A 26,069-nucleotide genomic window follows, 5' to 3' on the forward strand; every position below is an offset into this window, starting at 1 on the left:
GGGTGTAAATAATAATTGGAGTTGGTATGCACCTCGGTGATTAGGAAATACGTAATCGCCGCATTAATAATCCTAGTCTTTATATCGATCAATGCTAGGGCATTAACGCCTGCCGTAAATAGTACGCACTTCTTAATATACGACCTAGCAAATGCAGGTTTATCATACGATCAAGCCCTAGATAATTACCTGGAGCAGGCATACTCGTTATATACCACAACCCTGGGGATGAAAATGGCACCGCCATGCAATGGAAGTCAATACACGGTGTACGTAGTCCCTCAGGCTCAGCAGGCAGGTGAGGCTGGAATAACCGAGTGGGAGTATGAGTATAACTCAAGCACCGGTCAAGTAATTAGTACGTGCATCGTTGAGATAAACATAAGCGCTGGCTTATCGAGTCAATGGCTTGAGCATACGGCTTATCATGAGCTTGTTCACGTATCGCAATGGGCATACATACAGTATACAACAATTCCACGATCGTATCCCTGGTATATAGAGGCTGATGCTGAGGGCACCGCGAGCTATTACACGGATCAATGCCCGCTTGCCCAGGACTACTTCCAGTATGGTCAATACGAGTATGACCCATACGACTACTCAGGAAAGCCGATAATAAACATGTATTATTACTCAGCCTTCATATACTGGCTAATAGCGAATGGTATTGGGCCAGCAACAATTGAGCAAAATGTATTCACTGGGAATAGCGTTGTTAATTCATGGCTTGATAACTACTATATTCAATACCTAACCTCAATAGTTCACGGACAAAACCTATGTGGTTCAACCTACTACCCAAGCTTCCAAACAATAAGTATAAGCGGCAGTACTTACTCACTCAGCGTTAGTCTTCAGGGCCTTAGCGCCCAGTATTATGAGGTTCAACTACCCGCCACAGGCACGATAGAGATTACGGCGAGTGGTGGTTCGGTCACTAGCAATATTGAACTTAACACCGCGTTCTCAATAACAAACACAACACTTTACATGGCCGTGGTCAACCCAACGACTAATAACGAAACAGTGGCATTAACGATTAGCTACACGCCAGGTATAATTGCTAGGATTGTTAATGGCACGTATAACGTAATGAAGGAATCACTAACGCTGGAGCTATACGTAACGTACGGAACAACGCCCATCACGGGCACGGTATACATTAATGGTACGTCAACAAGCGTAAATAACGGCTATGCGAGCATCACATTTACAGGAATTACCTGGGGAACCTACACGGTGAACATAACATACGAAAACTCGACAGCCCTCACGTACATCACGTTGACACAACCAACAATGTCATTAATAACATCATCCACACTCTACCTAACGAGTAATAGCTTCGGCTACCTACTCTTTTCAGTGAATAATCCAAACAATGTAACGTTAATCACGGAAACCATGATTTCCTCACCACCAAGTCCAGTAAATACGTATAAACCAATGATCTACTTCGAACCACCAAACGAGACACTAACCCTAAACCCAGGCACATCAATAATCAGGGTTTACTTCTTCACCAACGCCACCGTGTCAAGCGGTCAGGGAGACATTTACCTATACAATAGCCCAAGCACGGCAATAACCCTTGGATATAACGTGATACCTGCCAGGTGGGTATTTCAAATGCTACGTACTACATAAACGGTAATTACACGGTAGTTAACGCATACGTTAACAACATAGGAACAATACGATCCACGATAAGGGGTCTTACGGGGACTGTCTACGTTAATTATAGTACGTACGTAATAACGGCACTTAATATAAACATAACAAGCCCTACAATAAATCTTATACCGAGAATCATAGTATTAGCACCACGGTGGGCCTTAATTAATGCTACCATTAGTCTATCAACACCAAAGGCTTGCCAAGGATTTCCAGTGTTTTACGATGGGCAATTCTACGTAAACAATACATACATAGGTAATGTACTTGTTCCATGTAATGGCGAGGGTATTACCTGGAATGTAATAAACACAACCTATACGGGCTATCACGTTACCCTATCGATCACGAACACCACGATCATGGCGAGAGTAAATATTGTGCCCCCATCAATTAACGTGATCTATTACCTATGGAACATAACGGGCATGAGCGAGTACATAACCGTCAATTTAAGTATATACGGTCCTTATAAGTACGTGATTCTTGGCAGGGAGGTAGGCAACTCAACGCTACAGGTTAGGTACTCCCTACCCATAAATGACACGGTATTAACCATAAATACTGGGTTCAATAACATAACCATTCAGAGACCGGCGCCGTTAATAAGCCTGGAATCACCAGCAATAACCATCTACCGCAGGTAATTAACGTAATTATTAACGTCACAATGCCATCAACACTTACATATCAGGGTGCATTAGACACGTTCCTAAACGGCTCACTGTACTCATCAACTATCGTGAGATTGCCGCCGGGTAAGTCGACGCTTATTAATGTATTGATTAAGCCATGATGCCAAGCATGTACGTGGTTGATGTGGAATTTGGCGCGTGGTCATCAAGCAATATTACGGTAGCCAGTGTGGAATTGTATGGATTAAATGTGCAGGCAAGGCCGTTGGTAATTATTGGGCATGCCGAGGCAATAAATATAACACTCAATGATTATCCACCAATGGGATTACCCATCAACTTAACGTTGCAGGGCTGCATCAATGAGACCATGGTCGTCACGGCCAACGCATCATTAAGCCTAGGGTTCAGTAAGGAGTGCGCGTTGTTCATCAACGCATCAACGTACACGCTAACAAGCGAGGCTGTTAGTTACTGGGATTACCTGAACCTATGGGTCAACAACACGGTTGGTTACTACAATGGTTATCCATTAATACTTAACGAGACAATAACTGCATACGCAACCTTCCTAAACGGTTCCAAAGTGCCTGCCGTGGTCCTCATTAATGGGTCAGCGGCATTCACACCGCAGGCCCTGGGACCCATTACAATCACACTTAGCGTTAATTACCTTGGTATTGCCAATGAATCGTCATTAAGAGTCTACGTCATACCACCAACATACTTCGAAGCAGAGGATATACTTAAGGAATTGGGTAACCCGCAATTCCTAAACGCCACTATTAGTAATGCAATAATAAATGGTAACTGGGGCTTGGTTAATGAAATAGTTAATGAGTACCAGGAATCATCGAGCCTTACGACCCACTCACCCAGTTATCGAGGTACTTACTGATACAGGCCATTATGAGTGGTGATCTTAATAAGATAGGCCTTGTAAACATCATACTTAGGTATGAACTTCTCATCTACGTAGCTTTCATACTAATGATTGCGTTAATAATAGTGGCTGTTTATAGGATGGTTAGGGCCGGGTCACGTAAGGCCTAGCTTACCCTCCTCCCTTAAACGCCTATCGAATATTCTAACGAGAATTACCATGATGAGGAATAGGGATACTACCGTGATTACCGAGTAAAGTAACTGGTAAGTAATTGGTATGGGGAGTTCCAGGTAACCCAGGGCCGACTCACGCATTATTACGAATGGATAGCTATTGGTGAGTACTCATTTATCGCCATGACGTATTTACTGGCCTCACTGGGTATTAACCCGCCCAATGTGGGCATTAGGAACTGCATAATATCAGTAATAACCCAGTTAGACCTAAGCCTAATCACGAGCATCGCGTATATTGTCGATATGAAGAGGAGTTGTAGTGAGGCGAGTATAATAGATGCGGTAAGGAGTATAGGATCCTTAATACTGATGGCGAGGCCAAACAATATGTAGAAGCTTATTACGAGAGCTGCCAGGTCAAGTAATGTGTATATTGAGTAGCAATGCCCCAGCCAATCACGTGGATTAGTAAATCATTTACTGTGGCCATGACATTCTCGAGAATACCCTCATAACCCTCCTCAATAATGCCACTACCAAAACCCCACAACCAACTTGAGTATAGGCGAAGGCATATGCCGCCCAGAGGAATAATTGGAGGATGAATTTGCCCAGGGTGAGTACGCCAAAACCCCTGAGGGTTAGTATGAAGAATGCGAGCCATAGTGGTGCTGTTATGATATTTATCATTATTGATGATGGCCTGGAGAATAATAGGCGTAGCCCCTCCAAACCTCAACACCAAGCTCCCTAAACACCCCTGCTTCTAAATCCCTTTTCGAGCCTTGCATATGATGTCACCCCAAGTAATAGGTATACTATCGTTGCGGTGATTAGGTAGGTAATGAGGGTGAGGTTTTCATGGCCAATGCTTTCCAGGTACATGGAATAAAACGTGATGTACATGGGCAATGCATAGACTAATTCCTTAATCCACCAGGGCAGGACGTATATTGGGTATGTGGTACCCGAGAGTATTGTTAGTATTGGCGTTAATACGTTGGTCACGGAATCAGCATCATTAAGTCTCATGACCAAACCTGCTATTAATAATCCGATACCGTAAAGGGGCAATAATCCAATAAAGAGAAGCAAAAGGCTAGTGCCAACCTTACGGTCCCTATTAACCCATACTCTACGTAAAACAGCGGTAGGGATGCTATTGTGAAGGCGCCGACATTCACCACAATCATTACCAGGGACGTGCCGAGTAGGACTACGTACATGCTCGTTGGCGAGGCAAGCAGGAACTCAAGCCTACCACCCTTTTCTCCTCCCATAGGAACCTAGCCCCCGTCTGCATCATTATCATCGATAGCATCAGGACCTCAAACCCAATGAATTGCCTGATGAATACGCCGCTCGTTACCTTAACGAAGAATGAGGCTATGAAGGCCATACCACCGGCGATGAAGTATGGAAGAATGATTAATAGTGCCAAGCCGCCTGGCTCCCTGCTTATTATCTTCAACTCATTAATCATCACGGCAATTAATACATCCACCTTACCCAGCCTGCTTACCTTCATCGCCAATCACCCTAATGAAGGCCTCCTCCAGGGAAGGCTCATTAATCCTGATCCTACTTATTCTCAAACCCCTTGCCTCAGCATCGCTTATTACCCTACGAAGTGTCTCTGCAGGGTTTGTCGTCTCCTCACGGATGGTCTCCACACGACCATTGAGTTGGGTCTCAACCTCAACCACATACTTTAGCCCAAGCATGTCCTTTATGTCCCTCGGTGAGCCCTCGATGATCATCCTACCATTACTTATTATACCAACCCTATCGCAAACCTCCTCCACCTCCCAAAGGTTATGACTGGTAAAGAGTATTGCCTTACCCTCCCTTCTCAGTTTCCTTACCAAATCCCTTACCTCCCTTGCTGAGATTGGGTCTAAACCAATGGTTGGTTCATCGAGGAATAACACAGGCGGGTCATGAATTAACGCCCTGGCTATGGCAAGCCTAGCCTCATACCAAGTGAATACTCCTCATAGGGCCTATTCATTGCGTTCTCAAGACCAACAAGCTTCATTAACTCCCTAGCCCTGGTCTCCGCCGTTGACCTGCTCAATCCATAAAGTCTCCCAAAGTAAACAAGGTTTTCATACCCACTGAGTCTTGAGTAAAATCCCCTGTCTGGGTAAAGAACCAACCCTATAATGCCCCTAACAATGCTTGCTTCCCTAACTACGTCATGGCCGTCGATCATGGCGTATCCATCATCAGGAATTAACAGGGTGGCGAGTATCTTAACAGTGGTCGTCTTACCTGCGCCATTCGGGCCCAACAAACCGTACACCTCACCCCACCTAACCCTGAAGGAAACACCCCTCAGTGCCTCAACTACAATCTTCCTCCTCCTTACAAAGCCAACGCGTTCATAACTAATGAATCTCTTCCTAAGATTCGAAGCTATTACTGCATCGTTCACACAACCCTACTATAACAGCCCGAGTAATAAGGCTTTGCCAATCACCACATTGATGAAGGCTTTAATCACATGCACTGTCCAAAGGCATAAGGTTTATTAAGCCTGACATTTTTATGAGTGTCGAATGAAAATACCGTTTTGCACCTTCTGCGTCAAGACAAGGGTGTTCTGCGAAGTGCCAGTCTTTGCTTGACAGCGGAGAGTACTCCATGCTTGATGTTGATGTTAGTGACGCATTGCTGAACATAGCCACCGGTAAGATGGAGGAGATACTGAAGAATGTTGAGTACGTGAAGTCCTACGAGGTTGGCGATTTGATAATCGTGGTGCTTAAGGCATAAAGGCCATCCCCCGTGCAATAGTTCAGCAGATTGAGCATGATCTCGAGAGGGCATTAAATAAGAGGGTTAAGGTTGTTGAGAAGGGTGTTAATGTGAATGAACTAGCCACGCAATTGGCATCACCCGCCCGGATACTCACTGTATCAACGTCCTGGCTTCCTGATGGCACTACGGAGACCGTGGTCAGGATAACCAAGAGCGAGCTCAGGAGGTTGCCATTTAGACCGAGTGAGTTGGCAAAAGTTCTTAGTCAAATTAGCGGTACAAACATTAGGGTTGAGGTTACTAAGTAATCACAATTTTTAAATCCCCAAAATCTACAAGTTGGCCGTGAGTTTTCCAAGGAAGACTCACTGGACTAAAGACGTAACTCCCGAATTAGACGGTAGGGAGGTAGTTTTAACGGGCTGGGTTTGGGACATTAGGGACATCGGCAATATAAAGTTCATACTGCTAAGGGATAGGGAGGGCATCATACAATTGACAATAAAGAAGGGCATTGCGCCAGAGAGCGTTTTATCAACAGCACAGTCATTGGGTAGGGAAGATGCAATAGTCGTTAAGGGTGTCGTTAAGGCAAGTAAGATAGCTAAGGCAGGTGTTGAGGTCTTCCCAAGCGAGGTTCATGTCGTGGCCAAGTCAAAGGCGTTACCAATAGATATATGGGGCTCCGTGGAGACCGACCTGGATACAAGGCTGAAGTTCAGGTCCATCGACCTTAAGAGGCCCATTAATTCATTGATATTTAGAGTTGAAAGTGAGGTCACCCGCGCAATTCGCGATATTCTCTATAATCGCGGATTCATCGAGGTGTTCACGCCAAAGATAATAGTTACGAGTACGGAGGGTGGTGCCGAGTTATTTGCCGTGCAATACTTCGAGAGGGTCGCTTACCTAGCCCAGAGCCCGCAGCTGTATAAGGAGGAGCTAACGGCAAGCCTAGAGAGGGTCTTCGAGATAGCACCTGCCTATAGGGCTGAGAAGCATAACACGAATTACCACCTTAATGAGTTTATATCCGTGGATATCGAGGAGGCCTTCGCCAATTACATCGATGTCATGGACGTTCTCGAGGACGTAATAATCAACGTCTATGACAGAGTCAATAAAGTATTCGGCAATGAGTTAAGTAAATACGGCATAGAGATTGGGGTTCCTAAAAAGCCCTTTAGGAGGATTACGTATGATGAGGCACTGGACATACTAAGCAGGAGGGGCTTAAAGATTAATTGGGGTGATGACGTACCTAAGAACGGCTTAGAAATATTGAGTGAGGAGTTAGGCGAGCCATTCTTCATAATACACTTCCCAACGGACTTAAGGGCATTCTATACAAAGCCCCTTGATTCAGACCCAAAAATTAGTGAGTCATTCGACCTCGTTATAGGCGGCCTGGAGATAGCGTCAGGGAGTAGTAGAATTCACGTTAAGGAGCAGTTAATAGAGGCATTGAAGAAAAGGGGGCTTAATCCCGAGAGTTTCGAAAATCACCTAATGGTTTATGACTATGGAATGCCACCACACGCTGGATGGGGCATGGGACTTTACAGGCTAGTAATGGTGCTTCTAAGGAGGGATAACATTCGTGAGGTCGTGCTCTACCCAAGGGATAGGTTCAGGCTCGAGCCATAGCTATATCACCTTCCTCTTCCCAACCACCTTAATTACTAAGTGCGGATTCACGAGTATTACCTGGTTCCCAGACTCAATGTTTAATGAGGTGGTTTCCCTACCCGTTTTCACGAATTCATAGTGACTTATTAATTGCTGTTCCCTCAATGCGTTGTTTCTACTCAACTCGATATTAAGTGATAGTATTGAAACGGCCAGTAGTATCCAGGCAATCGGGTTAGTTGGTAATTGCTGTATCGGTAATGACGCGATTAACGAACTCATGGTCTCCACGGAGGACGTTAGTGAGGTCTCAACAGGACCTATTCGCTTAATTGATTCCGCATATAATGTGTAAGGTATTACATTACCGATCAATGCCAGTATTAATGGGTAATAGAGGTAATTAAGGCTTAGTGCTAATGTTAAGGGGCTCCGTATTGCTAAGTATGAGATCAGAAGGGTACCCAGTGATTGACCGAGTACGAAATTCATAATATCAATATCATTAATTCTCGTAAGGCTACTGTGTAGATGAGGTTCATAATCATGAGGAGCAATGCCACATACATGGAGTCGCCATAACCCTGGAATAGTAGGTATAGAGCTCCGAGCAGGGTGATTGACGATATTAAGTACCTAATATTAATGCTCCTATTATTAATGTAGTCAATTAGTATCAGCGGTATTATGTAGCTTGAACTTACGAGAGCCGTTAATCCACCAACACCGCCTGATAGCTCGGTATATAAGTAAACGATTACGTAGTTAATAGGCGATAATAGCAGGCCCTTAATTATTGATTTCTCATCATACCCATGAAGCATTAGTACCATGAGGAGCAATGCCGTGGAGAATAGGTAACTTAGGGTAATTAATTCATTGATGCGAAATAGCCGTAAGCTAAGTAGGTGATTGGGTACGAGACTCCCCACAGGGCCGAGGCGAGCATCGCCAGTGCTAAATACCGCCTGGCCATAGGGCCCACCAGGAATTCAAGATTATTATTAGAAGTGGAAGAGAGCAAAACTTTCACAGTACTTGATAATTAAAAATCTTTCTAAATCAATTTCTTAGAATTCCGTAAGTACCTCGGTAAATTATTCCATAGGATCTCATTGAGGTGTTTAATCAATGTTTTAGTTAATGGTGTGTTTCGGATTTTAAGAATATGTAGTTGTCATTACCTGCCATCTGCCGCCTTATCAAGTGCATGCACCGGTAATCCCCTGGTCTCAACACCAAATATGAACCATGCCAGTGCTGCTGAGAATCCCACCGCGTAGAGTATTAGGTTTGAAAGTAGGTATACGTACGTGTTTGCCGAGGCGAGTAGGTAGTAGATGAGGAGCACGTAAATAACCCATGCAATGAATCTAACAATACCAACCCAAGTAGCCCTATTCCTGGTTGGGTATAGCTCAGGCTCTAGGAGGACCCTAACCGCCCAGCCAAACTCGCTAAATACCATGTTTAGGAATAATAATACATAAAATATAACTAAGGATGATGCTAAACTACTTCCGCTCATTATGCCGTATATCATGAAGATGGGTATCATGGTCAATAATCCGCCCAGGAATGAGATTAGGGTGAAGACCTTCCTACTCAACTTATCAATGACTAACCCGATTAACCCCGCTATTGAGGCACCCACATTAGCCCACAATAGCACCTGTGTGGCCAATATCTCATTACTCGAGAATGGCAATGAGGGTAGGTAAACTATGTAGAAAGCCATTAACCCATAAGTAACTAATTGGGATATGCCAAGGAGTGATAATACCAATGTCCTGAACCACAGTGGTGGAAATCTAATGACTTGCCTAGGGCCTTCGGAGAGGGCGTATGATAAGCCGTACTCACCGGCTATCCTCTCGGCCTCACGAACCCTACCCCTAACGACTAGCCACCTAATTGATTCGGGCGTTATTAACCTAATGATCACCGCCACTATAAGGACGATTATCGCGGAGCCAATCATGGTCCAGGTGGCGGATAACTGGGTACCCCTCATCAACGCCAGCAGCAGTATTGCTGATGCTATGGCCGCGCCTATATTGTCGAAGTTCGTTATTAAGACGAGCATGGCGCCCCTATAATTATGCGGCATTAATTCAGTGGCTGCCGCAAGGGCTGGAGGTTCCTCACCACCAACGCCTATTTCGGCCAATATGTATGATATTATGAATGGTATGAAGGCCTCCGATGCCGGTATTACCTTTGATAGGAGTATTGATATGCCCATGCCTATTAACCCAATGGTATATAGAGTCATTGTGTAGACGTATATACCCCTCCTACCAACAATATCCGCCAACCTACCCATAAATACGTTGCCTATCATTAAGGAAATCGGCCCAAGGGCTACTGAGATGGGCACTAAGAACCTGGGTATGTACTTAGAGAAGTAGTATATCGACATGACACCACTCGTGGTTACGAACCCCCATATTAAGAACGTGAGCGAGTAGCTCACGAACATTATGTAGTGAATCCTCAATAATTTTATACCCTCAGGCGCGCTCATATCAATCACTCTGTTATTATTCATTAATAACATGTTTATTTTTAAAGATTACTCGAGAGTACTAATTACCTAACTAGCTCAGTGATGACTAATCAAAGCGCATTGTTGAGGTGGGTATTTTATGGGAAATAGAAAGAAACAACACAATAAATGCCTACCTATTCCTCCTCGGCTTCCTGGGGTATTTTTATGTTCAGTTTCTTAAACCAACCTGCATAATAATTCCTTATTTTATCCCTAACCTCCTCAAAGTGCTTCGGCAGGTCAACGGGGTCTAGGCCCTTGGCTAGGTACTGCGAGAACCGGGCCTTATACAGCGCCTCATTCTCGCCCCTAAGCTTCTCCGCATACTCAGCAATGTGCTTACCGCTTATCCTATCCTCATCAGGGAGTACCTCCTCACCATGAGGCACCTCAAGACCTGCATCAAGTGCGCCCTTAAGAACAGCGAAGACGCGGGCACCCTTGGTCGGCCTATGAAGCCAATATCAAGTATAGCCCTCTTAACACCCTTAAGCAATGCCTTATACCCAATTATTAAGCCCACCAGGTACGCACTTGGCGTATTCTTCAGACCACCCTTCCAGCCAAAACCCACCAGTTCCTTAGACGTGGCACTCACAACAACCTCATCGCCCATAACCCTAGGCACAATGACCTGGCAATTACGTACCTATTCGTCCTCCTAACAACAAGCCTAGGTAAACCACTCTTAATCATCTCCCTACGCTTGTAGTAATTCGTCTTACCCTCCCGCCTTCTTCTGAATTTTACTTTATAGCGGCTTGTCCTTGCCATGTTCGTAAACCCAAGAAGATAATTACTTAATAAGTATTTCTAGGGTAGAGGGATGCCTTTACCGCTGCTGCTTAAGGAGGTTATTACTAATTAGGTATGCCCTAAGCGACGCCACACTCTCGAATCTACCACCCTTAACCTGCAGGTAAAGGTCCCTCCAGGTCTTCGCATCAATCAAGCCCCTCCTCTTGAGCGAGTTTAGGTACCTCCTCAATGCCCTAACCCTACTAACCCAAGCCTCCTTCGGGTCAAGCCTAGCGTACTTACTACCCTTCCTACTACCAACGCCCCTCCTCCTACCCTTCCTCCTCTTCTCATGCAACTCACGCCACCTACCCCTACTAACGCCTTTGGCATACTCAGTGTATATCAAGCCCTCCTTAATCAAGGCCCTAACATCGGCTTAGTAGTAACCTCCTCAAGCCTATCAAGAGCCTCAGGGCTAATCCTAACCCTCGACTCACCAACACCTAAAATCTCAGCCGCTAATCTCTTAACGTCAACCATCACGAACATGTACTAGACACAGTATTTAAACATTTACCTAACTCATCAATGCACAAAAACAGCGACTACACCCACCTATTAAGGCATAAGTAAAATCTTACCAACCCTATCCTCACCCCTAAACATAGCATCAAATGCCTCCCTAACTTTCTCAAGCCTCATCTTCGAGTAAATAGGCGCCTTAATCCTGCGTTTACTGAGCAGGTCAAGCAACCTAATAAGCTCAATCCTAGTGCCACCTGTCGAACCTATTACAGCGACCTCCCTTGAGTAGAGTGATGGTAAATTGAGCGTAACGTCACTACCAGTTAAGGCGCCAGCCATCACCCACCTTCCATAGCGCGCAGCTAATTGGAAGCTTAGGTTCCAGGTGGCTTGACCAACGGCATCAACCACTAAATCAGCACTAAGCCCGTTACTCAACTCATTAACTAGGCCCTGGGCCTCCTCCGGCTTCACGACGTAGTCAGCCCTTAACCCCATTAATGCATCCCTAACCCTGTCCGCCCTACGGCTTACGGCAATGACAGTAGCACCGGCTAGTTTTGCGAATTGAATCGCGTAACTACCCACATTACCCGTGGCGCCAAAAACAACGACTAGCTCTCCGGGTCTTACGCCAGCCCTGTCGAAGACCATGTGCCAAGCCGTCAATGCTCCAACAGGTAGCGTCGCCGCTTCATCAAGACCAACTCCCCTGGGCACCCTTATTACGTTAGCCGCGGGTACTACGGCGTATTCCGCAAACCCGTCGTTGGTTACGACGCTATCAACCACCATTACACACAGCTCCTCATGACCCATTAGGCAGTACTTACAGGTGCCGTCAAACAATCTGTTATAAATCACAACCTCATCACCAACATTGATGCCTCTAACGTTAGAACCAACCCCTCAATCACGCCGGCGAACTCCGCACCAGGTATATACGGCATCGGTTTGCCGCCCCTATTGATTGTGAAGTAATCCACTGGGTTAACGCCTGCGAACTTAACCCTGACCAGGACCTCATTGGGACCAGGCTTTGGCACTTCAACATTCATTACCCGCAAATTCTCCATACCTGGTTTATCAAATACCGCGGTACGCATTAATTACTTCGTGGCCAATCCCAATTTAAATTAGCATGCGGCGTTTTCAAATTCTTGACACGTATAGCATTGAGTAAAGACCCATTATTACCGTGATTAGGGTAACCGTGAGTTTAATGTAACGTTCAGGTAGCCTCCTCTGGGTGATTGTACCTAAGTAAATGCCGACCATACCACCTAATCCCATGAACACTCCATTAATTATGTCGGGCGGATAACCAAGGTACGTATACGATATTACCCATCATCGATACTATAAACGTAACAATTAATGTTGAGCCCGAAATTACGTAGGCCAACAATCCCATGGGACCCATTAGTATTGGTGATAGTATCGATGCGCCGCCAATACCATACGCACTACCTATGATGCCAACCAATACCGTGATTATCACTAGTAATGGGATATTGACTTTATACGTATTGTCTTTGGTTGTGGTGATAATGAGCAATAACCTCCTGCGGTAGCACCGTAGTACCTCCTCGTAAATACGGATCTCCCTAATAAGTAGGGAACTTAGTATGAGTTCCATGGCAAGTGTAAGCAGTACAGAGCCCATGAAGTAGGAAAAGACATAACCACCGATTAAATAGTGTCTCCTCAGCCACGTTCCTAGCACAGCGCCGATTGATGAGCTCATAATCAGTATTAGGGTAAGTGACATTGCAGGTCTTCTTTCACGGACGTACCTATGAATACTTAATGGTATTGAGACTAGGTTATACATCAGGTTCGTACTGGTTATTACAGGGTTTGTGGTGTTAAGGATGTACGACTGTATTGGCAATAGTAGGTAAGCCCCTGATATTCCTCCCTGGGATGTTACGAAGGATATGACCAATGCTATAAAGAACAATTCAGTTGGTTTAAGTAAGTTAATACTCATGGGAATCTCAGAGTTTTATTAAGAGATGATGTCGTATTAAGGTTTGTTTTACGTGCAATTACAGACCTATTTTTAAGGAATGTATGGCTTTCCTCTTTCCTGCCAGTAAGTTTTTCTTCAATTTAGCACAACTTTAGTCTCCTTACCTCTCTTAGTCATTACATATGAGTACGCGGATAATACCATAATTACTCCCTGGCGGCGGCAATAACTGCCTGCTTATGCGGAAATAAGCAATCATCATTACCCGCAAATAATCAGCGCCTGTTCTACCATACTCATCAATTATTATTTCACCCTCATTTAACCTGGGCTTGGCTTTCAACCCCTCTAACTAAGTCTAAGCCCTTAATGCTCGTGAAGCCAGGTAATCCTGGACCTCATCCGTTGATAATGATCGACCCCAATATCCTCGCCAACAATCAGTGCTTTTAGTCCCTGTCTAGTGATGCGTAATACGGCGCTTAGCCTGCAATACTCGCACTTATTATTATAACGTCATATGTATTAGTCCTGCTACTCATCATAATCGTGCCCTAATACCGTGTTATGGATTCTTTTTACACGTTCGACAAAAATATTTATTAATATTTATTTTTTATTTGAAACCACGATAATCATAGGGGTTTAACCTCGTACTTGCCATCAGGGTATACGATAGCCCTGGCCCTTCTAGTTGCCCAGCAGGAGAAGACTATGCCTATTGCGAAGGTTGCTGGGTGCCTATAGGCGTACTCAATGTGTACGTCCAGCGCCGTCACCTTACCGCCAGTCCCATGGGCTCCAATGCCGAGCTTATTAATGGCGTTCAACAGTGCATCCTCGATCTTGGCAATGTCAGGATTACTATTCCTAGAGCCAACAGGCCTGAGTACCGCCGCCTTCTTGGCAAGTTTCGCTGCAACGTCTAGGTTGGGGCCAATGCCTATTCCCACAATGACTGGTGGGCATGGCATTGGGCCGGCATCTATCACGGCATTAAGGACGAGCTCGGGCAGTCTCTCCCAGGCATTGCCTGGCGGCACGACGAAAGCCTTACTGGGTAATTCGGTGCCGCCGCCCTTTGGCGTGTAGATCATTTCCAGGTAATCACCATCGAATAACTCAACATCGAAGACCGGTATTCCAATCCCGGTATTATCTCCCGGATTTCTCTCTGTTAGTGGGTCTACGGAGTTGGACCTGAGCGGTAATTCCTTCGTGACCTCCCTAACGGCCTCCGTGAGTATTGAGAATAACCTACTCCTGATGGGAAAGCCATCACCAAGCCTTATGAAGAATGTTGGTACACCGGTGTCTTGACACACCGCCGCTGTGTACTTTTGGGCAAGCTCTATATTCGTTAATATGGCATTCAATTGGACCTTGCTTGGTTCATGCACCTCAATCTTAACGGCATTCCTTAATGCATTAACGACATCCTCAGCCGGAGATACACTGGCCATTCTTATTATCGTCTTAGCGGCCTCCTTAACAACATCCTCGAGACTCGGCATAGGCATGAATCGCTTTACTTGTATTAAAACTTTAATCCCATGTTTGTTTATGGAAAATACTTAGGGGAATACTTAATTACACCTAACCTGAAATGATTCAGTTGGTGGGTATGGGTACGTACCACCTTAAGACACCGATATCAGATGATGACATTACTAAATTAAGGGTTGGTGATACAATATATGTAAGTGGCATTCTAATTAGTGCCAGGGATGCGGCTCATGTGAGAATGGTTGAGTTACTACACAGGGGCGAGAAATTACCTGTTGATCTCAGGGGTGGCGTTATTTACCACGCGGGGCCCGTGGCCCTTAAGCAGGGTGATACCTGGAGGATAGTGAGCATGGGACCAACAACCAGCGCTAGGATGGATGACTTTGAGCCGGAGATCATTGAGAAGCTGGGGGTTAAGTTGGTCATTGGTAAGGGCGGTATGGGCCCAAAGACCACAGAGGCCATGAAGAGGTATAAGGCGGCCTACGCAATATTCACCGGCGGCGCCGGCGTCCTGGCGGCACAGGCAATAAAGAGGGTTATTGATGTTCATTGGCTTGACCTGGGGATTGCCGAGGCAATGTGGGTTCTCGAGGTTGAGAATTTTGGCCCATTAACCGTGATAATCGACTCATACGGCAATAATTACTATGAGGACTTGAGGAGGAACGTTAGGAGTAAAGTACCTGATCTAAGTAAGGAGGTTGTTGATACAATAAAGGGTTTGATCAAGATTTAGGTGGGCATTATTATGGTGTAATTTAAACCTACTTGATTATGCTCCTAACAATGTCGTGCTCGGTGATTATACCCATTAACCTGCCGGCCTCAACGATTGGTAATGAACCAATATTATTCCTCCTCATTAACCTAACGGCGTCAAGCAATGAAGCCGCGCTATCGATCGTCACCGGATTATGACTCATTAACTTCGATACTGCAACGCCAAGGTCGACCTGACCCCTTAATTTATAGTACTTAACTACATACCTAAGTATGTCCTTAACCGTCATGATACCAAGCAGCTTGTCCTGGTCCGTAATTAATAAGTGCCTAATATTGTGCCTGACCATAACCTCCATGGCGGAGGTTAATGGGTCATCCTCACCAATCCTTACTGGATTCCTATTAGCAATCTCATGAACTATACCTCATGAACGATTGCTCGGGCATTTTATTTATTAAATCACGCTCAGTAATAATACCGACTAAGTCATTGTCTCTAAGCACGAGTGCGTGGTCAACACCATTATCAAGCATTCTCTTAATCACCGTCATATCATCATCACTGTACGACACCGTTAGAAACTTATCACTGCCATACTTGATTACGGGTTCCCTCAGGGCATTAACGCCATTGTTAATAATTCCATTAATTATGCCTAATGCCGTTAACACGGACCTAACGGAACCGCCCTCAGTAATTGGTAAGTGCCTAAAGCCGTGATCAACCATCAGCTGTACAGCAGCAGCTAACTCCCGATTAGTCTATGGTAAACACACTACTTGTCATTAACTCCTGCGCATTCATTAAGGGAAAACAGCGCTTCTCCAGTTAAGTATTTCTAATCATTGTCCTCAGGGTATTATTAAGCCCAGAAGGCTTATTTTAAGGCCATTAAGAGCATGGTTAATGCAAGCAATAACCATAAACATACTCGGTCCCGTAACATTGCCGGATCTCCCCAGGGAATTCCACGACACAATGACTAAGTTTGGTGTCTTCCGCGCCTTTATTGCTGGTTCGTGGATAGACTTCGGCAATTATATGCCGGTTAGGTCGCCAATAAATGGTGAGGTGATAGCTCAGGTGAATAAGTTAGGCGTGGATCACGTTAATTCAGCCATAGAGAGGCTTCACTATTCATGGCCGTCACTCAGGCGATACCAGCGCATAAGCGTGCCGACATGTTAATAAGGGTGGCGGACTTCATCGAGGAATACAAGCAGCTATTTAGGGATGTGCTAATCATTGAGGGTGGGAAGCCCATCAGCGAGGCTGAGGGTGAGGTTGAATCAACAATAACTAGGCTCAGGATGGTTCACCAGGACCTGGGTAGCTGTTAAACGTGGGTATTCCAGGCGAGTATGGGGTGGGCACCGAGAATAAGTATGCGATCGTCATTAGGGAGCCCATAGGCGTGGTCGCGGCGATCGCACCGTTCAACTACCCATTATTCACATCAATGGTTAAGATAGCCACGGCCCTTCTGGCCGGCAACCCCGTGATATTTAAACCATCGAGTTACACACCAATAACCGGCGTGTTAATAGCCAAGGCCATTGAGTATGCAGGACTCGGTAATTACTTCGCAATGGTTACAGGGCCGGGAGCAACGGTGGGTGACGCGATGGTCACACACCCACTGGTTAGGGCAATCACCCTGACCGGTAGCACGGAGACCGGGCTTAGGGTCATGAGGATGGCCGGCCTAAAGAAGCTGCAGCTCGAGCTTGGCGGTAAGGCGCCAGCCATCGTACTTGAGGATGCCGATTTAAAAGACGCGGCCAAGAAGATAGTTATGGGTTCATTAAGGCTCTCGGGCCAGCGTTGTGATGCGATTAGCAGGGTCATCGCCATTGACAGCATTGCCGATGAATTAATGGAGTACATTATTAAGGAGGTAAATGAGTGGGTTGTTGGTGATCCACGTGATCCAAAGGTTAGGGTTGGCCCACTCATTGATTCCAACGCTGTTGAGAGGGTTCACTCAATGATTGATGATGCATTAATGAAGGGTGGTAAGTTAATCTACGGTGGTAGGTATTGGCTTACATACCATGAACCGACGGTAGTCGATAACGTGAGTAGGAAGTCCAGGCTCGCGCTTGAGGAGACCTTCGGACCTGTAATACCCATTATAAGGGTTAGGTCGGTTGATGAGGCTATTGAGGTGGCTAACGAGGTCGTTTATGGGCTTGATGCCGCCGTGTTTGGGCGTGACGTGGGCACACTATGGAGGGTAGCGAGGTCTCTGGAGGTTGGTGAGGTCACGATAAATGACTTTCCAAGGCATGGGCTCGGCCTATTCCCATTCGGCGGCGTGAAGGAGTCCGGCTTCGGCCGTGAAGGTGTTGGGTTTAGTGTGGAGGATGTCACAGAGTTAAAGACCATAGTCATAACGTATGGCTAATCAGTCCCTGACCCATCATTCATTGTTTTCATCCGCCGCTGAAGTTTCATCACCCATAAAACACTATAAGTAGGTGTTAAAATACATTTGTTGAGGATGAGCTTAAGGGAGAGGCTTGTTAAGGCGTTAATGATAGTCTCTAAGGATGGTGTTTTTACGCGTGAGTCGCTTAAGTCGGTGTCCGGGCTTGGTGATTCCATAATTGATGAGTTCATAGGCTCATTGATTAATGATGGGGTTTTAGTTAGGGTTGGCGATGGTTATAAGTCGGTCATGCCGCCTCATAGGTTAATTAAGTACTTCGTGGATAGGGGTCTTTATGTTGATCTTGAGTCGATATCGAGGTACCTGCCTGGGATGAGTTTGAAGCCCTGATTAGGTTCTTGTTTGAGGAGTGGGGGTTTAGGGTTGTCAGTAGGCTTAGGGTTCCCGTAGCCGGCTCTAGGGTTGAGTTCGACGTAATAGCCTATAGGAGACCCTGGGTATTGTTGATAGAGGCTAAGCGTTGGAGAAGGGCCTCATCATCGATACGGCAGATAGTGAATAGGCACCTTGAGAAGGTTAGACTAGTCGCCAGGGCGCCTGAGGTTTTGATGGGTAGGATTGGCGTTAATTGGGGTGAGGCGCTGCTTATACCCGTGGTTATTACCTGGCATAGGGCGTCCACGGAGTTTATCGAAGGCGTGCCGGTGGTTAGTATTTACCAGGTTAACTCCTTCATTAATGAGCTTGACGGTATAATCGATAACATAAATGCATTTAGGGTATCCTGGAGCCATTTATGATGTTGATGGGTAATCATCAAGCTAATCCAGCACTTTACTGGGTCTGCTTTCCTCTGCGTGATGTGATTTTTGCGTAGCACTCAGGCATGCGTATACCTTGAACGTCATGCCCAATTCCTTAACTTCATAATCAACGATATAGTACTCCTTAACCCTCCTCAGGCAGAAGAAGCAAATTACGCCCTTATTACTGACTTTCCTCATTACTCTCAGACCGCTCCGTCTCCTCCTCACTCTTAAGCATGATGGTCATGCTCATTAATTGGTCAATGTCTGAGTACATGCCGTCCATGGCGGTCTTCTCACGGTAAAGCCAAGCACTCATCATGAGCAATACTGTGCTTATTAAGTAGGTTATTGATGAGAACCCAACATACGCATTGACGCCAACCAGCATCGACTGCGTGACTGGACCCTCGCTCAGGTAGATCTGGGTTGGTATGGGTAGTGAGAATACGAGGGCCACTATAAGCATTAGGATTATTCCGAAGAATAGTGGGTCTGAAACATCGATACTTTGATTCCTTTTAATCATTAGTAGGGCTATCGATATTATTATTCCCACGAATATGAATATTGGTGATAAATAATCAATAGTGTCTATGAATGATGAGTAACCCCTAATTGGTATTAGCGTTAGTGAACCATTGGTATCGCTAATTATTAATTTTAACCCAGGCGTTACATTCACAATATCGTTGAAACTGGGCATTGCTACATTGGTTATTGGTAATGCAACCCTTATATTAGACATTATGAGTATTATTATGCCAATAACTATGAATGCCAATACGATCTTTCTCATAATTATCGCCTAAAGGATTAATACTCTGTTTTAAGGTTTTCTCCATCAATTTCTAATTTCGCATCTGCGTCTCCGTACTTAATTCTACTCCTAATAACACCCTTAATATGATAAATCAACGTATAATCATTATTAACCCACCTATTTACAGCATCAAGCAGTGAATCGATAGGGTTCTTATTAAACAACGGTTCAAGCAACTTCCTATTAGTCTCCAAACGCCTAATTACGTTTGATGGATCAGCATAGAGGGTTAGGAAGTCATAAACCCTGGCCAGCGGTATCGCTGACAACTTAGTTGACCAATGCAGGGACAGGGGCACCCTATACATCTTAACCTTAAGCATTGTGTTACCGCCGATAATTACATCATTACCATATGCCTGGAATAGATCGAAGGACTTCAAGCTCCTATTCACGACCTCACCCACTAAATTAACGAAGGGTCTCATATAATCATCACTGACCTCCCTCGATAATGGCGCAATTACCTTAAAACCGTTCATGCCATCAAATATCACGGCATTATTCACTAAACCAACATACTCAAAGACAACACGTATCACAGTTACTATTAAGTCCATTAGCTCCAACCCCCTATCCAGTATCCAAACCTTCTTACCACCCTTAACATCTATTATGGCGATGTCAATACCCTTTGATAACGCCGTGCTCACGGATGCCATGAAATCAATACCACCAGCCTTAACATACCTAATCAACTCATCCTTATTATTAATGATTATCGGCAATTTACTACCATCCTCATGCTTAGCCCTGGTGATCAATGTCGCCGAATCATTAACCTGCCTAATAATGGCGGCTCTCCTATTTGCTAGGAAATTGATCATTAAATCACCAACAATGTCATAATACTTAAGTGGCCTAACGGATGACTTGGGCACCATTGGCACGAGCCTCCTAGGCATTGCTAATCACCCTAGGCCTATAGTAGTAAACTAATTTACCGAGTATCCAATCCCTAATCACCGCAATGGCGGCCTCCCTAATATTCACCTTACCACCCTTCAATAACAACCCCCTCCTTTTACCAACTAATTCCAGGAGCTCCATTGGATCCTCGGAATCAACGCCATACCTATCCATAAATGCCTTGGGGTTGAACGCCTTAATCCTCATTATTAACTTTACCGCTGGTAAGACGGGGTCCTCTAGCTTCGAGGGATCTATGGCGCCTTTAATAATAAGTAGGGCCTCGTCCTTAACCTCCTCCGGCGGTATAACGCCTGGCGTATCGATAACCACGAGCACTGCTTAGCCCTAACCACCTGCTCGCCAATGGTCCAACCAGGTATTGGGCTCGTCTCCGCAACATGCCTACCCTTTAGGTAATTTATTATTGTTGACTTACCTACGTTTGGGTAGCCAACCACGGAGACCCTAACGGGAAGCCTAGCCGCGTGCTGCTTAATACTGAGAATTAGCTTCCTAGTGCCCAACCTATTCTTAGCACTTATGAATACTGTGGGGTAATCCTGCTCAAGGTACTCCTTCCACTCCTTAAGCACATCAATAGGCACTAGGTCGGCCTTGTTAATCACTATTATTAACGGCTTACCCAACTTACCTAATAACTCCTCAACCCTCCTATTCCTAGTCTCCACGGATCCCTAGAATCAATAACCTCAAGTACCAAGTCACTTATCTCCAGAACATTCCTAACCCTCCTCCAAGCCTCAGCCTGGCTTACCCTACTCATTTATCAAGGCCTAAGTCCTTATGTAATAATGTTTAAAAATATAAAACGTTCCCTAACTACGTGGCCTTTGAGAGGCCAATACCGTCAAGGCTAACCCTATTGAGACTCAGAAATCAGGAGAGACTTTACAGGAGTATTAAGAAGACTGTTGAGGATGCTAGGAATGCGACGATACAGAGGATTAGGGCAATAATACCCAAGCTTGAGAGTGCCAGGAAGAGCGTTTATGAGGAGTTGGCAGGGTCTCTCTATTGCTTAAGGCCGCTATTTCGAGGATGAGTATTGAGGATTACGGCAAACTGAGTGAGGTTGTAAGGCCGTCGGTCGATGTGGAGTTTACGGATATAATAATGGAGGGGCTTAAGTTCAGGGGGCTTGAGTTTAAGGGCGTCTCAAGTCCTAATTACGGAATCTATGCAATACCGCCAGAACTCGATAGTGCCTTGTACGGGATCTACGGCAATTTTAGGGCTATTTCAGAAATGATGAATCTGGAGAGTTTATTCTACACATTGCTCGCTAGGGTTAGGGAGTACCAGAGGATGGTTAATGCCATAGACAACGTATTGCTGCCCAGGATCATCGAAAGTGCTAAGTTCGTTAGGCTTAAGCTTGATGAGGATGAGCGTGAGGAGTTCGTTAGAAGAATAGTGATTAATAGGCTTCTTGAGTCGTTAGGAAGGCGTTAATGGGTAAGTAAGGCTTAAGTACTTCATAGTGACTCCACGCTTAATGAAGACAGGAGGGATGCACCGAGCGGTGACGACGGATTTGAACGCGGATTCCCCAATCCCTCCTTACACCTTAAATAATTACCTAGTGGGGTACTATGGCAATCAACATTAAGAGGGTTGCCCTGGTATACATAATTGAGTTAGTTCTCCTGGTCCTACTATCAATAATTGGCTTTTACATTGGTCCACTATTCGTGAACCAATCAGTGATTAATTCCTTACGTAATCAATTAATAAGTACAGTCAATCTAGGCCCCAATTACATTTTCCTTCATAACCTGGAAATCGATACGTTAATGGCAATTCCCGTGGTTGGTCCATTATTCTTCGTACTCGCCCTAGTGATGACGGGCTTCGTACTTGGTGTATATGTCGCATATGCATTAAATTCGATAATAGGTCTCGTAATATCCCTATTCGTAACAATGTTCTTTCCTCACGGGATCGCAGAACTACTTGCATATGCCTTTTCCACAACAGGTTCATTAACCTTCACGAGGGACCTCATCAATTCATTACGCGGTGGTAGACGTATTAGTAAGGGCGATATAACGGCATTAATAATCTATTACCTAATATCGGTGGTACTACTTTATATAGCGGCAAATATTGAGTATTTCGAAATAACGGCGCTGAAGGGCTTGATAAGTAGTATGGTTAGTTAACCGCTTAGGTTTGATACAGGAACCTCTGGGTCATTAGATTCTGCACAAATATTGGTAACTGGATATTGTTAATGGTATTGTCGTAGGCCCCAGTCTTAGTATTATAACCTAACATGAATATTATCGGCGAGTTTATGGGCATCTCGTAAGTGAGTGGTGATGGCGTTAGGAATGGCGGTACGTAGTATAGGGTGAGCACTAGGCCGACCTCGCCTGGTACTTCATGACATACTGTTCATACCTACTCACACAGGATGTTGCATTTACGTTAATACCCATGCCATTAAGTATTGACTGCACTGAGGAAATGCTCGTTAGGTTCGCTATGTTACTAGCATTGGCCCCAATTATTGAACCAACCCTACTAAGGAATAGTAGGGCATTATACCTATTGGTTGAGTTGAAGTATAGGCAATAGGCCACCGATGCCACATTAAGTTCTGCGGTCGTTAAAGGTGATGCGGACATCGTGCCCATGTACGAGTAGACATTAAACGCAATTTCGTACTGAACAAGCCCCTTGCTCGAAGTGCTAATTATGTAATTGACATTATTAACAGTGAAATTCGTCGCGGGAGGCATGACTGGGTTATATAGTATTAATACCTTGATTGGGGCTGTGCTCGGTCCATAAACCAGGCTATAATTACTAAAACTACTATATATTAATGATGCATTATCCAGTTGGAAGTATGGAGGCCATATTACAATGCTAGACGTGCCGATGGGATACGTAATTTCCGTAACGCCACTATGCAACTTTGATGTTGGTGCGAAAATCCTTGCGAGTAGGAAGTACGTTAATACCGCGGCTAGTATAATCACTAGCACGAGTATCGCCATATCTATTACCTTATTAACGTCCATCTCGTTACCATAGGTGCCCGGATTTATTAAGGATTACTCACGCATTAATAACGTTATAGAAATGCTTAAATTAGTGATTGTTCCACGGATTCCCAATGGCATTACCCAGGGTTGAGAGGCCGAGACCAGTACTTCATGGACCAACCGTGCCGGTATGTACCTCATGCGGCAAGCCAATCAAACCATACGAGAGAGCAACCCACTTCCTATGCCCAAACTGCGGTAAGGCGGAGATCTGGAGATGCGAGCACTGCAGGAGGACGGGAAACCCATACAAATGCCCAGTCTGTGGTTTTGAAGGCCCATAACAATTGAATAAACCTCCCCCTTATTTCCTCCAGTCACTGAATGGTCTTGGAAACAACTCACTAAGACTATGTCTTATTACCTTATCTCCATGGACAATAATCACCTCTTCAACACCGAATTCGCTCATTACCTGAAGACAAGCCCCACACGGATAGATGGGCCTGTCTAGGTTTGATGTTAGTACTATTGTCTTTATTTTTCTCTCACCATTTGACACGGCATTGAATATGGCAACCCTCTCCGCGCATACCGTGAGCCCAAGGGACGCGTTCTCAACATTTACCCCCCTATACACCTTGCCGTCGGGCGTTACCGCCAGCGCGCTCACCTTAACCCCACTATACGGCGCATATGAGTGCTTCAACCCATCCTTAACAAGTTCTATCCATTCCCTTGGAATCACGGTGTGTGATTAAGTAATAATGAATTTAAATAGTTCCCACTTAAATTACGTGATTGGTGATTAATATTGAAGCTTGCCATAATAGTTGGGGCGAACAATGTGAGCATTAATGTGGCCAAAGCCCTCATGGATAGGTATGAAGTAGTTATTGTTGATTCGAATGATGAGGCATGCTCAAGGGCTTTCAAGATACTTAAGTCGTCAGCACTTGTTTATAGAGGTGATCCAGGTAGTGAGGATGTGCTTAGTGAGGTTGGTATTGATAAAGCCGAGGTGTTTTTGGCGTTGTCTGATAATGATGAATTGAATTACAAGGCATGCAATATAGCCAGGGGTAAGGGAGTTCCACTGGTGATTGCCAGGGTTAATAATAAGGACAACTTGGATTTATTTAGGGAGTTGAATGTTAACACGGTGATAGTTGAGGACCTAATATCAAAGAATGTGGAGGCTCTGGTCATGAATAGTATTGCGAGGTCTCTATTCACAGACACGGCAATAAACATAACATTCGCCGTGGTGAGGGTTAACGCCGATTCGCAATTAATAGGTAAACGCATTAGTGAGGTGGCCGAGAATTATGGCGTTGCAGTACCATACATAGTGGCATCAAGTGGTATTACAAAGCCAAGCAGTGACTACGTCATAGAGGGTAATGATGAATTGATTATTGTGGGTCCATCAGAGAATGTAAATAAGTTAATAAGCGAATTGAGTGAGTAGTCACTCATTGCTCCTGACGCTATACCTTCTACTAAGCTCCATTGACAGCTCAAATGCCTTATTGAGTATGGAGTACCTAACATCATCGATAGTCCTCAAGTCCTTATAGGTACCCCTAGCCATCAACTCCACGTACTTATCCTCAATACTCGCAACATCGACATGCGGATCCTCAATACCCAACTCCTCCATGTAGTCCGTGAGCTCCTTACGTAAGTCATCGATTAACAACCCATCCTTGGGCACCTTAAACGGTATTCTAATCTCAATACCCTCGGTTGGCGGCACCTTCCTAATCACATTCTTTAGTAGTAATGTGTATGGTACATATATTAATTCATTACGTGAGCTCCTAATTATCAAGCCCATTGATGATTGCTTAATTATATAGCCCTTAATCCCCATGACCTCAACGTGATCCCCAACGTCCAGTGAGTAATCCTTAATGAGCCTGGTGATCTTACCTGTGAAGTACTCCTCAATTATTGGTCTAGTACCCAGTATTAAAATTACGGCAAAAACAATGAGTAAGGCACCAACTATTAGGTATTGCTGATAAACGTAGGCTATCGCCGATAATATGGTCACTATGAGCATTATCCTAAAGATGAACTTCGCATTCTCAACATCGCCCTTCCTCGAAAGCTTAACGAAGGCCCTAACCAACTTATCAAATACGTAATCAAGCACGAAGTATATGGCCACGGCAACCACAATAACGATAAGGGCGGTCCAAACCCAACTAGGGATTAAATTACCCACTCCACCAGTCCCATTAATGCCTCCCGTACCAACACCAATTATTACTCCCATACCATCAATACAGATATGATTATGACTGACCATGTTTTAAGCCT

At 44.9% G+C, this 26,069-nt stretch carries 38 protein-coding genes and 6 pseudogenes; 17 read left to right on the forward strand and 27 right to left on the reverse strand.

From position 1 onward, the window contains the following. The first annotated feature begins 15 nt into the window (after positions 1 to 15). The 4 genes from JCM16161_RS15970 to JCM16161_RS15985 all read left to right on the forward strand — a co-directional run bounded on the left by JCM16161_RS15970 (position 16) and on the right by JCM16161_RS15985 (position 3,365). Positions 16 to 1,650 (forward strand): hypothetical protein, encoded by a 1,635-nt coding sequence (locus tag JCM16161_RS15970; protein WP_243669643.1) that lies wholly within the window; start codon positions 16 to 18, stop codon positions 1,648 to 1,650. Then, positions 1,620 to 2,324, forward strand: coding sequence for a hypothetical protein (locus JCM16161_RS15975; protein WP_243669645.1), 705 nt, complete (start codon positions 1,620 to 1,622; stop codon positions 2,322 to 2,324). The genes JCM16161_RS15970 and JCM16161_RS15975 overlap by 31 nt, the downstream gene beginning before the upstream one ends. Positions 2,325 to 2,469: 145 nt before the next feature. Beyond that, positions 2,470 to 3,210, forward strand: a complete 741-nt coding sequence (locus JCM16161_RS15980; RefSeq protein WP_243669647.1) for a hypothetical protein — start codon at positions 2,470 to 2,472, stop codon at positions 3,208 to 3,210. A gap of 11 nt (positions 3,211 to 3,221) precedes the next feature. Beyond that, positions 3,222 to 3,365: a hypothetical protein gene (locus JCM16161_RS15985; protein WP_243669649.1), complete on the forward strand. Its 144-nt coding sequence runs from the start codon at positions 3,222 to 3,224 to the stop codon at positions 3,363 to 3,365. Here the strand turns inward: JCM16161_RS15985 and JCM16161_RS15990 are convergent. The 7 genes and pseudogenes from JCM16161_RS15990 to JCM16161_RS05640 all read right to left on the reverse strand — a co-directional run bounded on the left by JCM16161_RS15990 (position 3,351) and on the right by JCM16161_RS05640 (position 5,811). Then, positions 3,351 to 3,512: a hypothetical protein gene (locus JCM16161_RS15990; protein ID WP_243669651.1), complete on the reverse strand. Its 162-nt coding sequence runs from the start codon at positions 3,510 to 3,512 to the stop codon at positions 3,351 to 3,353. The two genes, JCM16161_RS15985 and JCM16161_RS15990, sit on opposite strands and share 15 nt — an antisense overlap. A gap of 2 nt (positions 3,513 to 3,514) precedes the next feature. Next, positions 3,515 to 3,760, reverse strand: coding sequence for a hypothetical protein (locus JCM16161_RS15995; RefSeq protein WP_243669653.1), 246 nt, complete (start codon positions 3,758 to 3,760; stop codon positions 3,515 to 3,517). 91 nt (positions 3,761 to 3,851) lie between these two features. Continuing rightward, the gene (locus JCM16161_RS16000) at positions 3,852 to 4,106 is read right to left on the reverse strand and encodes a hypothetical protein (RefSeq protein WP_243669655.1); all 255 of its coding nucleotides are present in this window, start codon (positions 4,104 to 4,106) and stop codon (positions 3,852 to 3,854) included. An 18-nt stretch (positions 4,107 to 4,124) separates the two neighbouring features. Next, positions 4,125 to 4,448, reverse strand: a complete 324-nt coding sequence (locus JCM16161_RS16005; protein ID WP_243669657.1) for an ABC transporter permease — start codon at positions 4,446 to 4,448, stop codon at positions 4,125 to 4,127. Then, complete coding sequence (locus JCM16161_RS16010) at positions 4,421 to 4,654, reverse strand: hypothetical protein (RefSeq protein WP_243669659.1); 234 nt, start codon at positions 4,652 to 4,654, stop codon at positions 4,421 to 4,423. Before JCM16161_RS16010 ends, JCM16161_RS16005 begins: the two co-directional genes overlap by 28 nt. Then, positions 4,591 to 4,902 carry a hypothetical protein gene (locus JCM16161_RS16015; RefSeq protein WP_243669661.1) on the reverse strand — a complete coding sequence of 104 codons (312 nt, stop codon included), beginning with the start codon at positions 4,900 to 4,902 and terminating at the stop codon, positions 4,591 to 4,593. Before JCM16161_RS16015 ends, JCM16161_RS16010 begins: the two co-directional genes overlap by 64 nt. Beyond that, positions 4,880 to 5,811 (reverse strand): annotated as a pseudogene (locus JCM16161_RS05640) (ABC transporter ATP-binding protein). The gene JCM16161_RS16015 and the pseudogene JCM16161_RS05640 overlap by 23 nt, the downstream one beginning before the upstream one ends. A gap of 185 nt (positions 5,812 to 5,996) precedes the next feature. Between JCM16161_RS05640 and JCM16161_RS16020 the strand changes: the two are divergent. The 3 genes from JCM16161_RS16020 (at position 5,997) to aspS (ending at position 7,784) form a co-directional block, all read left to right on the forward strand. Next, positions 5,997 to 6,152, forward strand: a complete 156-nt coding sequence (locus JCM16161_RS16020) for a hypothetical protein (protein WP_243669663.1) — start codon at positions 5,997 to 5,999, stop codon at positions 6,150 to 6,152. A gap of 92 nt (positions 6,153 to 6,244) precedes the next feature. Next, positions 6,245 to 6,445 carry a hypothetical protein gene (locus JCM16161_RS16025; protein WP_243669665.1) on the forward strand — a complete coding sequence of 67 codons (201 nt, stop codon included), beginning with the start codon at positions 6,245 to 6,247 and terminating at the stop codon, positions 6,443 to 6,445. Positions 6,446 to 6,482: 37 nt separating this feature from the next. Then, positions 6,483 to 7,784, forward strand: a complete 1,302-nt coding sequence (gene aspS / locus JCM16161_RS05650) for an aspartate--tRNA(Asn) ligase (RefSeq protein WP_054855254.1) — start codon at positions 6,483 to 6,485, stop codon at positions 7,782 to 7,784. Here aspS and JCM16161_RS05655 read toward each other — a convergent pair whose 3' ends face one another. The 10 genes and pseudogenes from JCM16161_RS05655 to JCM16161_RS05690 all read right to left on the reverse strand — a co-directional run bounded on the left by JCM16161_RS05655 (position 7,785) and on the right by JCM16161_RS05690 (position 15,072). Beyond that, positions 7,785 to 8,258 (reverse strand): hypothetical protein, encoded by a 474-nt coding sequence (locus JCM16161_RS05655; protein WP_054855255.1) that lies wholly within the window; start codon positions 8,256 to 8,258, stop codon positions 7,785 to 7,787. Continuing rightward, a complete protein-coding gene (locus JCM16161_RS05660) occupies positions 8,255 to 8,698 on the reverse strand; it encodes a hypothetical protein (RefSeq protein WP_054855256.1) in 444 nt (147 codons plus the stop codon). The genes JCM16161_RS05655 and JCM16161_RS05660 overlap by 4 nt, the downstream gene beginning before the upstream one ends. A gap of 248 nt (positions 8,699 to 8,946) precedes the next feature. Further along, entirely contained in the window at positions 8,947 to 10,293 is a 1,347-nt protein-coding gene (locus JCM16161_RS05665) for a sugar porter family MFS transporter (RefSeq protein WP_243669667.1), read from the reverse strand. A 158-nt stretch (positions 10,294 to 10,451) separates the two neighbouring features. After that, positions 10,452 to 11,091, reverse strand: a pseudogene (locus JCM16161_RS05670) (50S ribosomal protein L18). 58 nt (positions 11,092 to 11,149) lie between these two features. Continuing rightward, a pseudogene (locus tag JCM16161_RS05675) lies at positions 11,150 to 11,598 on the reverse strand (50S ribosomal protein L19e). A gap of 78 nt (positions 11,599 to 11,676) precedes the next feature. Further along, entirely contained in the window at positions 11,677 to 12,237 is a 561-nt protein-coding gene (locus JCM16161_RS16030; protein WP_243670184.1) for a zinc-binding dehydrogenase, read from the reverse strand. Positions 12,238 to 12,360: 123 nt separating this feature from the next. Beyond that, a pseudogene (locus JCM16161_RS16035) lies at positions 12,361 to 12,641 on the reverse strand (alcohol dehydrogenase catalytic domain-containing protein); the annotation flags it as partial. A 94-nt stretch (positions 12,642 to 12,735) separates the two neighbouring features. Next, on the reverse strand, positions 12,736 to 12,882 hold the full coding sequence (locus JCM16161_RS16040; protein ID WP_243669669.1) for a hypothetical protein: 147 nt from the start codon (positions 12,880 to 12,882) through the stop codon (positions 12,736 to 12,738). Positions 12,883 to 12,886: 4 nt separating this feature from the next. Continuing rightward, on the reverse strand, positions 12,887 to 13,576 hold the full coding sequence (locus JCM16161_RS05685) for a sulfite exporter TauE/SafE family protein (protein WP_243669671.1): 690 nt from the start codon (positions 13,574 to 13,576) through the stop codon (positions 12,887 to 12,889). A 617-nt stretch (positions 13,577 to 14,193) separates the two neighbouring features. After that, a complete protein-coding gene (locus JCM16161_RS05690) occupies positions 14,194 to 15,072 on the reverse strand; it encodes a fumarate hydratase (RefSeq protein WP_054855259.1) in 879 nt (292 codons plus the stop codon). A gap of 110 nt (positions 15,073 to 15,182) precedes the next feature. On the opposite strand from JCM16161_RS05690, the gene JCM16161_RS05695 reads away from it, so the two are divergent. Further along, positions 15,183 to 15,806: a FumA C-terminus/TtdB family hydratase beta subunit gene (locus tag JCM16161_RS05695; RefSeq protein WP_054855380.1), complete on the forward strand. Its 624-nt coding sequence runs from the start codon at positions 15,183 to 15,185 to the stop codon at positions 15,804 to 15,806. Positions 15,807 to 15,834: 28 nt separating this feature from the next. On the opposite strand, the gene JCM16161_RS05700 is transcribed toward JCM16161_RS05695, so the two are convergent. Both JCM16161_RS05700 and JCM16161_RS05705 read right to left on the reverse strand, forming a co-directional pair. Continuing rightward, on the reverse strand, positions 15,835 to 16,179 hold the full coding sequence (locus JCM16161_RS05700) for a CBS domain-containing protein (protein WP_243670187.1): 345 nt from the start codon (positions 16,177 to 16,179) through the stop codon (positions 15,835 to 15,837). A gap of 25 nt (positions 16,180 to 16,204) precedes the next feature. Continuing rightward, the gene (locus tag JCM16161_RS05705; protein ID WP_054855261.1) at positions 16,205 to 16,522 is read right to left on the reverse strand and encodes a CBS domain-containing protein; all 318 of its coding nucleotides are present in this window, start codon (positions 16,520 to 16,522) and stop codon (positions 16,205 to 16,207) included. Positions 16,523 to 16,700: 178 nt separating this feature from the next. Here JCM16161_RS05705 and JCM16161_RS16045 point away from each other — a divergent pair, with 178 nt between their 5' ends. The 4 genes and pseudogenes from JCM16161_RS16045 (at position 16,701) to JCM16161_RS16055 (ending at position 18,986) form a co-directional block, all read left to right on the forward strand. Continuing rightward, positions 16,701 to 16,982 carry a hypothetical protein gene (locus tag JCM16161_RS16045; protein WP_243669673.1) on the forward strand — a complete coding sequence of 94 codons (282 nt, stop codon included), beginning with the start codon at positions 16,701 to 16,703 and terminating at the stop codon, positions 16,980 to 16,982. Next, positions 16,976 to 18,201: pseudogene (locus JCM16161_RS05710) on the forward strand (aldehyde dehydrogenase family protein). Before JCM16161_RS16045 ends, JCM16161_RS05710 begins: the two are co-directional and overlap by 7 nt. A 96-nt stretch (positions 18,202 to 18,297) precedes the next feature. Beyond that, positions 18,298 to 18,576, forward strand: a complete 279-nt coding sequence (locus JCM16161_RS16050) for a hypothetical protein (protein ID WP_243669676.1) — start codon at positions 18,298 to 18,300, stop codon at positions 18,574 to 18,576. An 8-nt stretch (positions 18,577 to 18,584) separates the two neighbouring features. Beyond that, positions 18,585 to 18,986: a hypothetical protein gene (locus JCM16161_RS16055; RefSeq protein WP_243669678.1), complete on the forward strand. Its 402-nt coding sequence runs from the start codon at positions 18,585 to 18,587 to the stop codon at positions 18,984 to 18,986. Between the two features lie 21 nt (positions 18,987 to 19,007). Here the strand turns inward: JCM16161_RS16055 and JCM16161_RS16060 are convergent, their stop codons facing one another. The 4 genes and pseudogenes from JCM16161_RS16060 to JCM16161_RS05730 all read right to left on the reverse strand — a co-directional run bounded on the left by JCM16161_RS16060 (position 19,008) and on the right by JCM16161_RS05730 (position 21,511). Further along, complete coding sequence (locus JCM16161_RS16060; RefSeq protein ID WP_243669680.1) at positions 19,008 to 19,190, reverse strand: hypothetical protein; 183 nt, start codon at positions 19,188 to 19,190, stop codon at positions 19,008 to 19,010. Continuing rightward, a complete protein-coding gene (locus JCM16161_RS05720) occupies positions 19,174 to 19,791 on the reverse strand; it encodes a hypothetical protein (protein ID WP_054855262.1) in 618 nt (205 codons plus the stop codon). The genes JCM16161_RS16060 and JCM16161_RS05720 overlap by 17 nt, the downstream gene beginning before the upstream one ends. 17 nt (positions 19,792 to 19,808) lie before the next feature. Then, positions 19,809 to 20,720, reverse strand: a complete 912-nt coding sequence (locus JCM16161_RS05725) for a hypothetical protein (RefSeq protein WP_054855263.1) — start codon at positions 20,718 to 20,720, stop codon at positions 19,809 to 19,811. After that, positions 20,713 to 21,511: pseudogene (locus tag JCM16161_RS05730) on the reverse strand (50S ribosome-binding GTPase). Before JCM16161_RS05730 ends, JCM16161_RS05725 begins: the two are co-directional and overlap by 8 nt. A gap of 60 nt (positions 21,512 to 21,571) precedes the next feature. On the opposite strand from JCM16161_RS05730, the gene JCM16161_RS16065 reads away from it, so the two are divergent. The 3 genes from JCM16161_RS16065 (at position 21,572) to JCM16161_RS05740 (ending at position 22,910) form a co-directional block, all read left to right on the forward strand. After that, the gene (locus JCM16161_RS16065; protein ID WP_243669682.1) at positions 21,572 to 21,790 is read left to right on the forward strand and encodes a hypothetical protein; all 219 of its coding nucleotides are present in this window, start codon (positions 21,572 to 21,574) and stop codon (positions 21,788 to 21,790) included. Beyond that, a complete protein-coding gene (locus JCM16161_RS05735; RefSeq protein ID WP_243669684.1) occupies positions 21,763 to 22,200 on the forward strand; it encodes a V-type ATP synthase subunit D in 438 nt (145 codons plus the stop codon). Before JCM16161_RS16065 ends, JCM16161_RS05735 begins: the two co-directional genes overlap by 28 nt. Before the next feature lie 140 nt (positions 22,201 to 22,340). Then, complete coding sequence (locus JCM16161_RS05740; protein WP_054855264.1) at positions 22,341 to 22,910, forward strand: stage II sporulation protein M; 570 nt, start codon at positions 22,341 to 22,343, stop codon at positions 22,908 to 22,910. 4 nt (positions 22,911 to 22,914) lie between these two features. On the opposite strand, the gene JCM16161_RS05745 is transcribed toward JCM16161_RS05740, so the two are convergent. Together JCM16161_RS05745 and JCM16161_RS05750 are read right to left on the reverse strand one after the other, a co-directional pair. Beyond that, the gene (locus JCM16161_RS05745; RefSeq protein WP_054855265.1) at positions 22,915 to 23,109 is read right to left on the reverse strand and encodes a hypothetical protein; all 195 of its coding nucleotides are present in this window, start codon (positions 23,107 to 23,109) and stop codon (positions 22,915 to 22,917) included. After that, positions 23,109 to 23,777 carry a hypothetical protein gene (locus tag JCM16161_RS05750; protein ID WP_054855266.1) on the reverse strand — a complete coding sequence of 223 codons (669 nt, stop codon included), beginning with the start codon at positions 23,775 to 23,777 and terminating at the stop codon, positions 23,109 to 23,111. The genes JCM16161_RS05745 and JCM16161_RS05750 overlap by 1 nt, the downstream gene beginning before the upstream one ends. A 95-nt stretch (positions 23,778 to 23,872) precedes the next feature. Here JCM16161_RS05750 and JCM16161_RS16070 point away from each other — a divergent pair, with 95 nt between their 5' ends. Continuing rightward, on the forward strand, positions 23,873 to 24,085 hold the full coding sequence (locus JCM16161_RS16070; RefSeq protein WP_243669687.1) for a zinc finger domain-containing protein: 213 nt from the start codon (positions 23,873 to 23,875) through the stop codon (positions 24,083 to 24,085). A 20-nt stretch (positions 24,086 to 24,105) separates the two neighbouring features. On the opposite strand, the gene JCM16161_RS05755 is transcribed toward JCM16161_RS16070, so the two are convergent. After that, positions 24,106 to 24,489, reverse strand: coding sequence for a cytidine deaminase (locus tag JCM16161_RS05755; protein WP_054855267.1), 384 nt, complete (start codon positions 24,487 to 24,489; stop codon positions 24,106 to 24,108). A gap of 66 nt (positions 24,490 to 24,555) precedes the next feature. Here JCM16161_RS05755 and JCM16161_RS05760 point away from each other — a divergent pair, with 66 nt between their 5' ends. After that, entirely contained in the window at positions 24,556 to 25,212 is a 657-nt protein-coding gene (locus JCM16161_RS05760; protein ID WP_054855268.1) for a TrkA family potassium uptake protein, read from the forward strand. Here the strand turns inward: JCM16161_RS05760 and JCM16161_RS05765 are convergent, their stop codons facing one another. After that, entirely contained in the window at positions 25,213 to 26,058 is an 846-nt protein-coding gene (locus JCM16161_RS05765; RefSeq protein ID WP_243669689.1) for a mechanosensitive ion channel family protein, read from the reverse strand. Positions 26,059 to 26,069: the final 11 nt, after the last annotated feature.

The organism is Vulcanisaeta sp. JCM 16161 (assembly GCF_001316285.1).

Bases quoted from the DNA above. Each gene is read 5' to 3' on its own strand.
- JCM16161_RS15980 (WP_243669647.1), top strand. From the start codon at position 2,470: ATGATGCCAAGCATGTACGTGGTTGATGTGGAATTTGGCGCGTGGTCA.
- JCM16161_RS15985 (WP_243669649.1), top strand. From the start codon at position 3,222: ATGAGTGGTGATCTTAATAAGATAGGCCTTGTAAACATCATACTTAGG.
- JCM16161_RS15990 (WP_243669651.1), bottom strand. From the start codon at position 3,512: ATGCGTGAGTCGGCCCTGGGTTACCTGGAACTCCCCATACCAATTACT.
- JCM16161_RS16010 (WP_243669659.1), bottom strand. From the start codon at position 4,654: ATGGGAGGAGAAAAGGGTGGTAGGCTTGAGTTCCTGCTTGCCTCGCCA.
- JCM16161_RS16015 (WP_243669661.1), bottom strand. From the start codon at position 4,902: ATGAAGGTAAGCAGGCTGGGTAAGGTGGATGTATTAATTGCCGTGATG.
- JCM16161_RS05655 (WP_054855255.1), bottom strand. From the start codon at position 8,258: ATGAATTTCGTACTCGGTCAATCACTGGGTACCCTTCTGATCTCATAC.
- JCM16161_RS05665 (WP_243669667.1), bottom strand. From the start codon at position 10,293: ATGAGCGCGCCTGAGGGTATAAAATTATTGAGGATTCACTACATAATG.
- JCM16161_RS16030 (WP_243670184.1), bottom strand. From the start codon at position 12,237: ATGGTCTTCGACAGGGCTGGCGTAAGACCCGGAGAGCTAGTCGTTGTT.
- JCM16161_RS05685 (WP_243669671.1), bottom strand. From the start codon at position 13,576: ATGAGTATTAACTTACTTAAACCAACTGAATTGTTCTTTATAGCATTG.
- JCM16161_RS05690 (WP_054855259.1), bottom strand. From the start codon at position 15,072: ATGCCGAGTCTCGAGGATGTTGTTAAGGAGGCCGCTAAGACGATAATA.
- JCM16161_RS05695 (WP_054855380.1), top strand. From the start codon at position 15,183: ATGGGTACGTACCACCTTAAGACACCGATATCAGATGATGACATTACT.
- JCM16161_RS05705 (WP_054855261.1), bottom strand. From the start codon at position 16,522: ATGGTTGATCACGGCTTTAGGCACTTACCAATTACTGAGGGCGGTTCC.
- JCM16161_RS16045 (WP_243669673.1), top strand. From the start codon at position 16,701: ATGCAAGCAATAACCATAAACATACTCGGTCCCGTAACATTGCCGGAT.
- JCM16161_RS16050 (WP_243669676.1), top strand. From the start codon at position 18,298: ATGAGCTTAAGGGAGAGGCTTGTTAAGGCGTTAATGATAGTCTCTAAG.
- JCM16161_RS16060 (WP_243669680.1), bottom strand. From the start codon at position 19,190: ATGAGGAAAGTCAGTAATAAGGGCGTAATTTGCTTCTTCTGCCTGAGG.
- JCM16161_RS05720 (WP_054855262.1), bottom strand. From the start codon at position 19,791: ATGAGAAAGATCGTATTGGCATTCATAGTTATTGGCATAATAATACTC.
- JCM16161_RS05725 (WP_054855263.1), bottom strand. From the start codon at position 20,720: ATGCCTAGGAGGCTCGTGCCAATGGTGCCCAAGTCATCCGTTAGGCCA.
- JCM16161_RS05740 (WP_054855264.1), top strand. From the start codon at position 22,341: ATGGCAATCAACATTAAGAGGGTTGCCCTGGTATACATAATTGAGTTA.
- JCM16161_RS05750 (WP_054855266.1), bottom strand. From the start codon at position 23,777: ATGGACGTTAATAAGGTAATAGATATGGCGATACTCGTGCTAGTGATT.
- JCM16161_RS16070 (WP_243669687.1), top strand. From the start codon at position 23,873: ATGGCATTACCCAGGGTTGAGAGGCCGAGACCAGTACTTCATGGACCA.
- JCM16161_RS05765 (WP_243669689.1), bottom strand. From the start codon at position 26,058: ATGGTCAGTCATAATCATATCTGTATTGATGGTATGGGAGTAATAATT.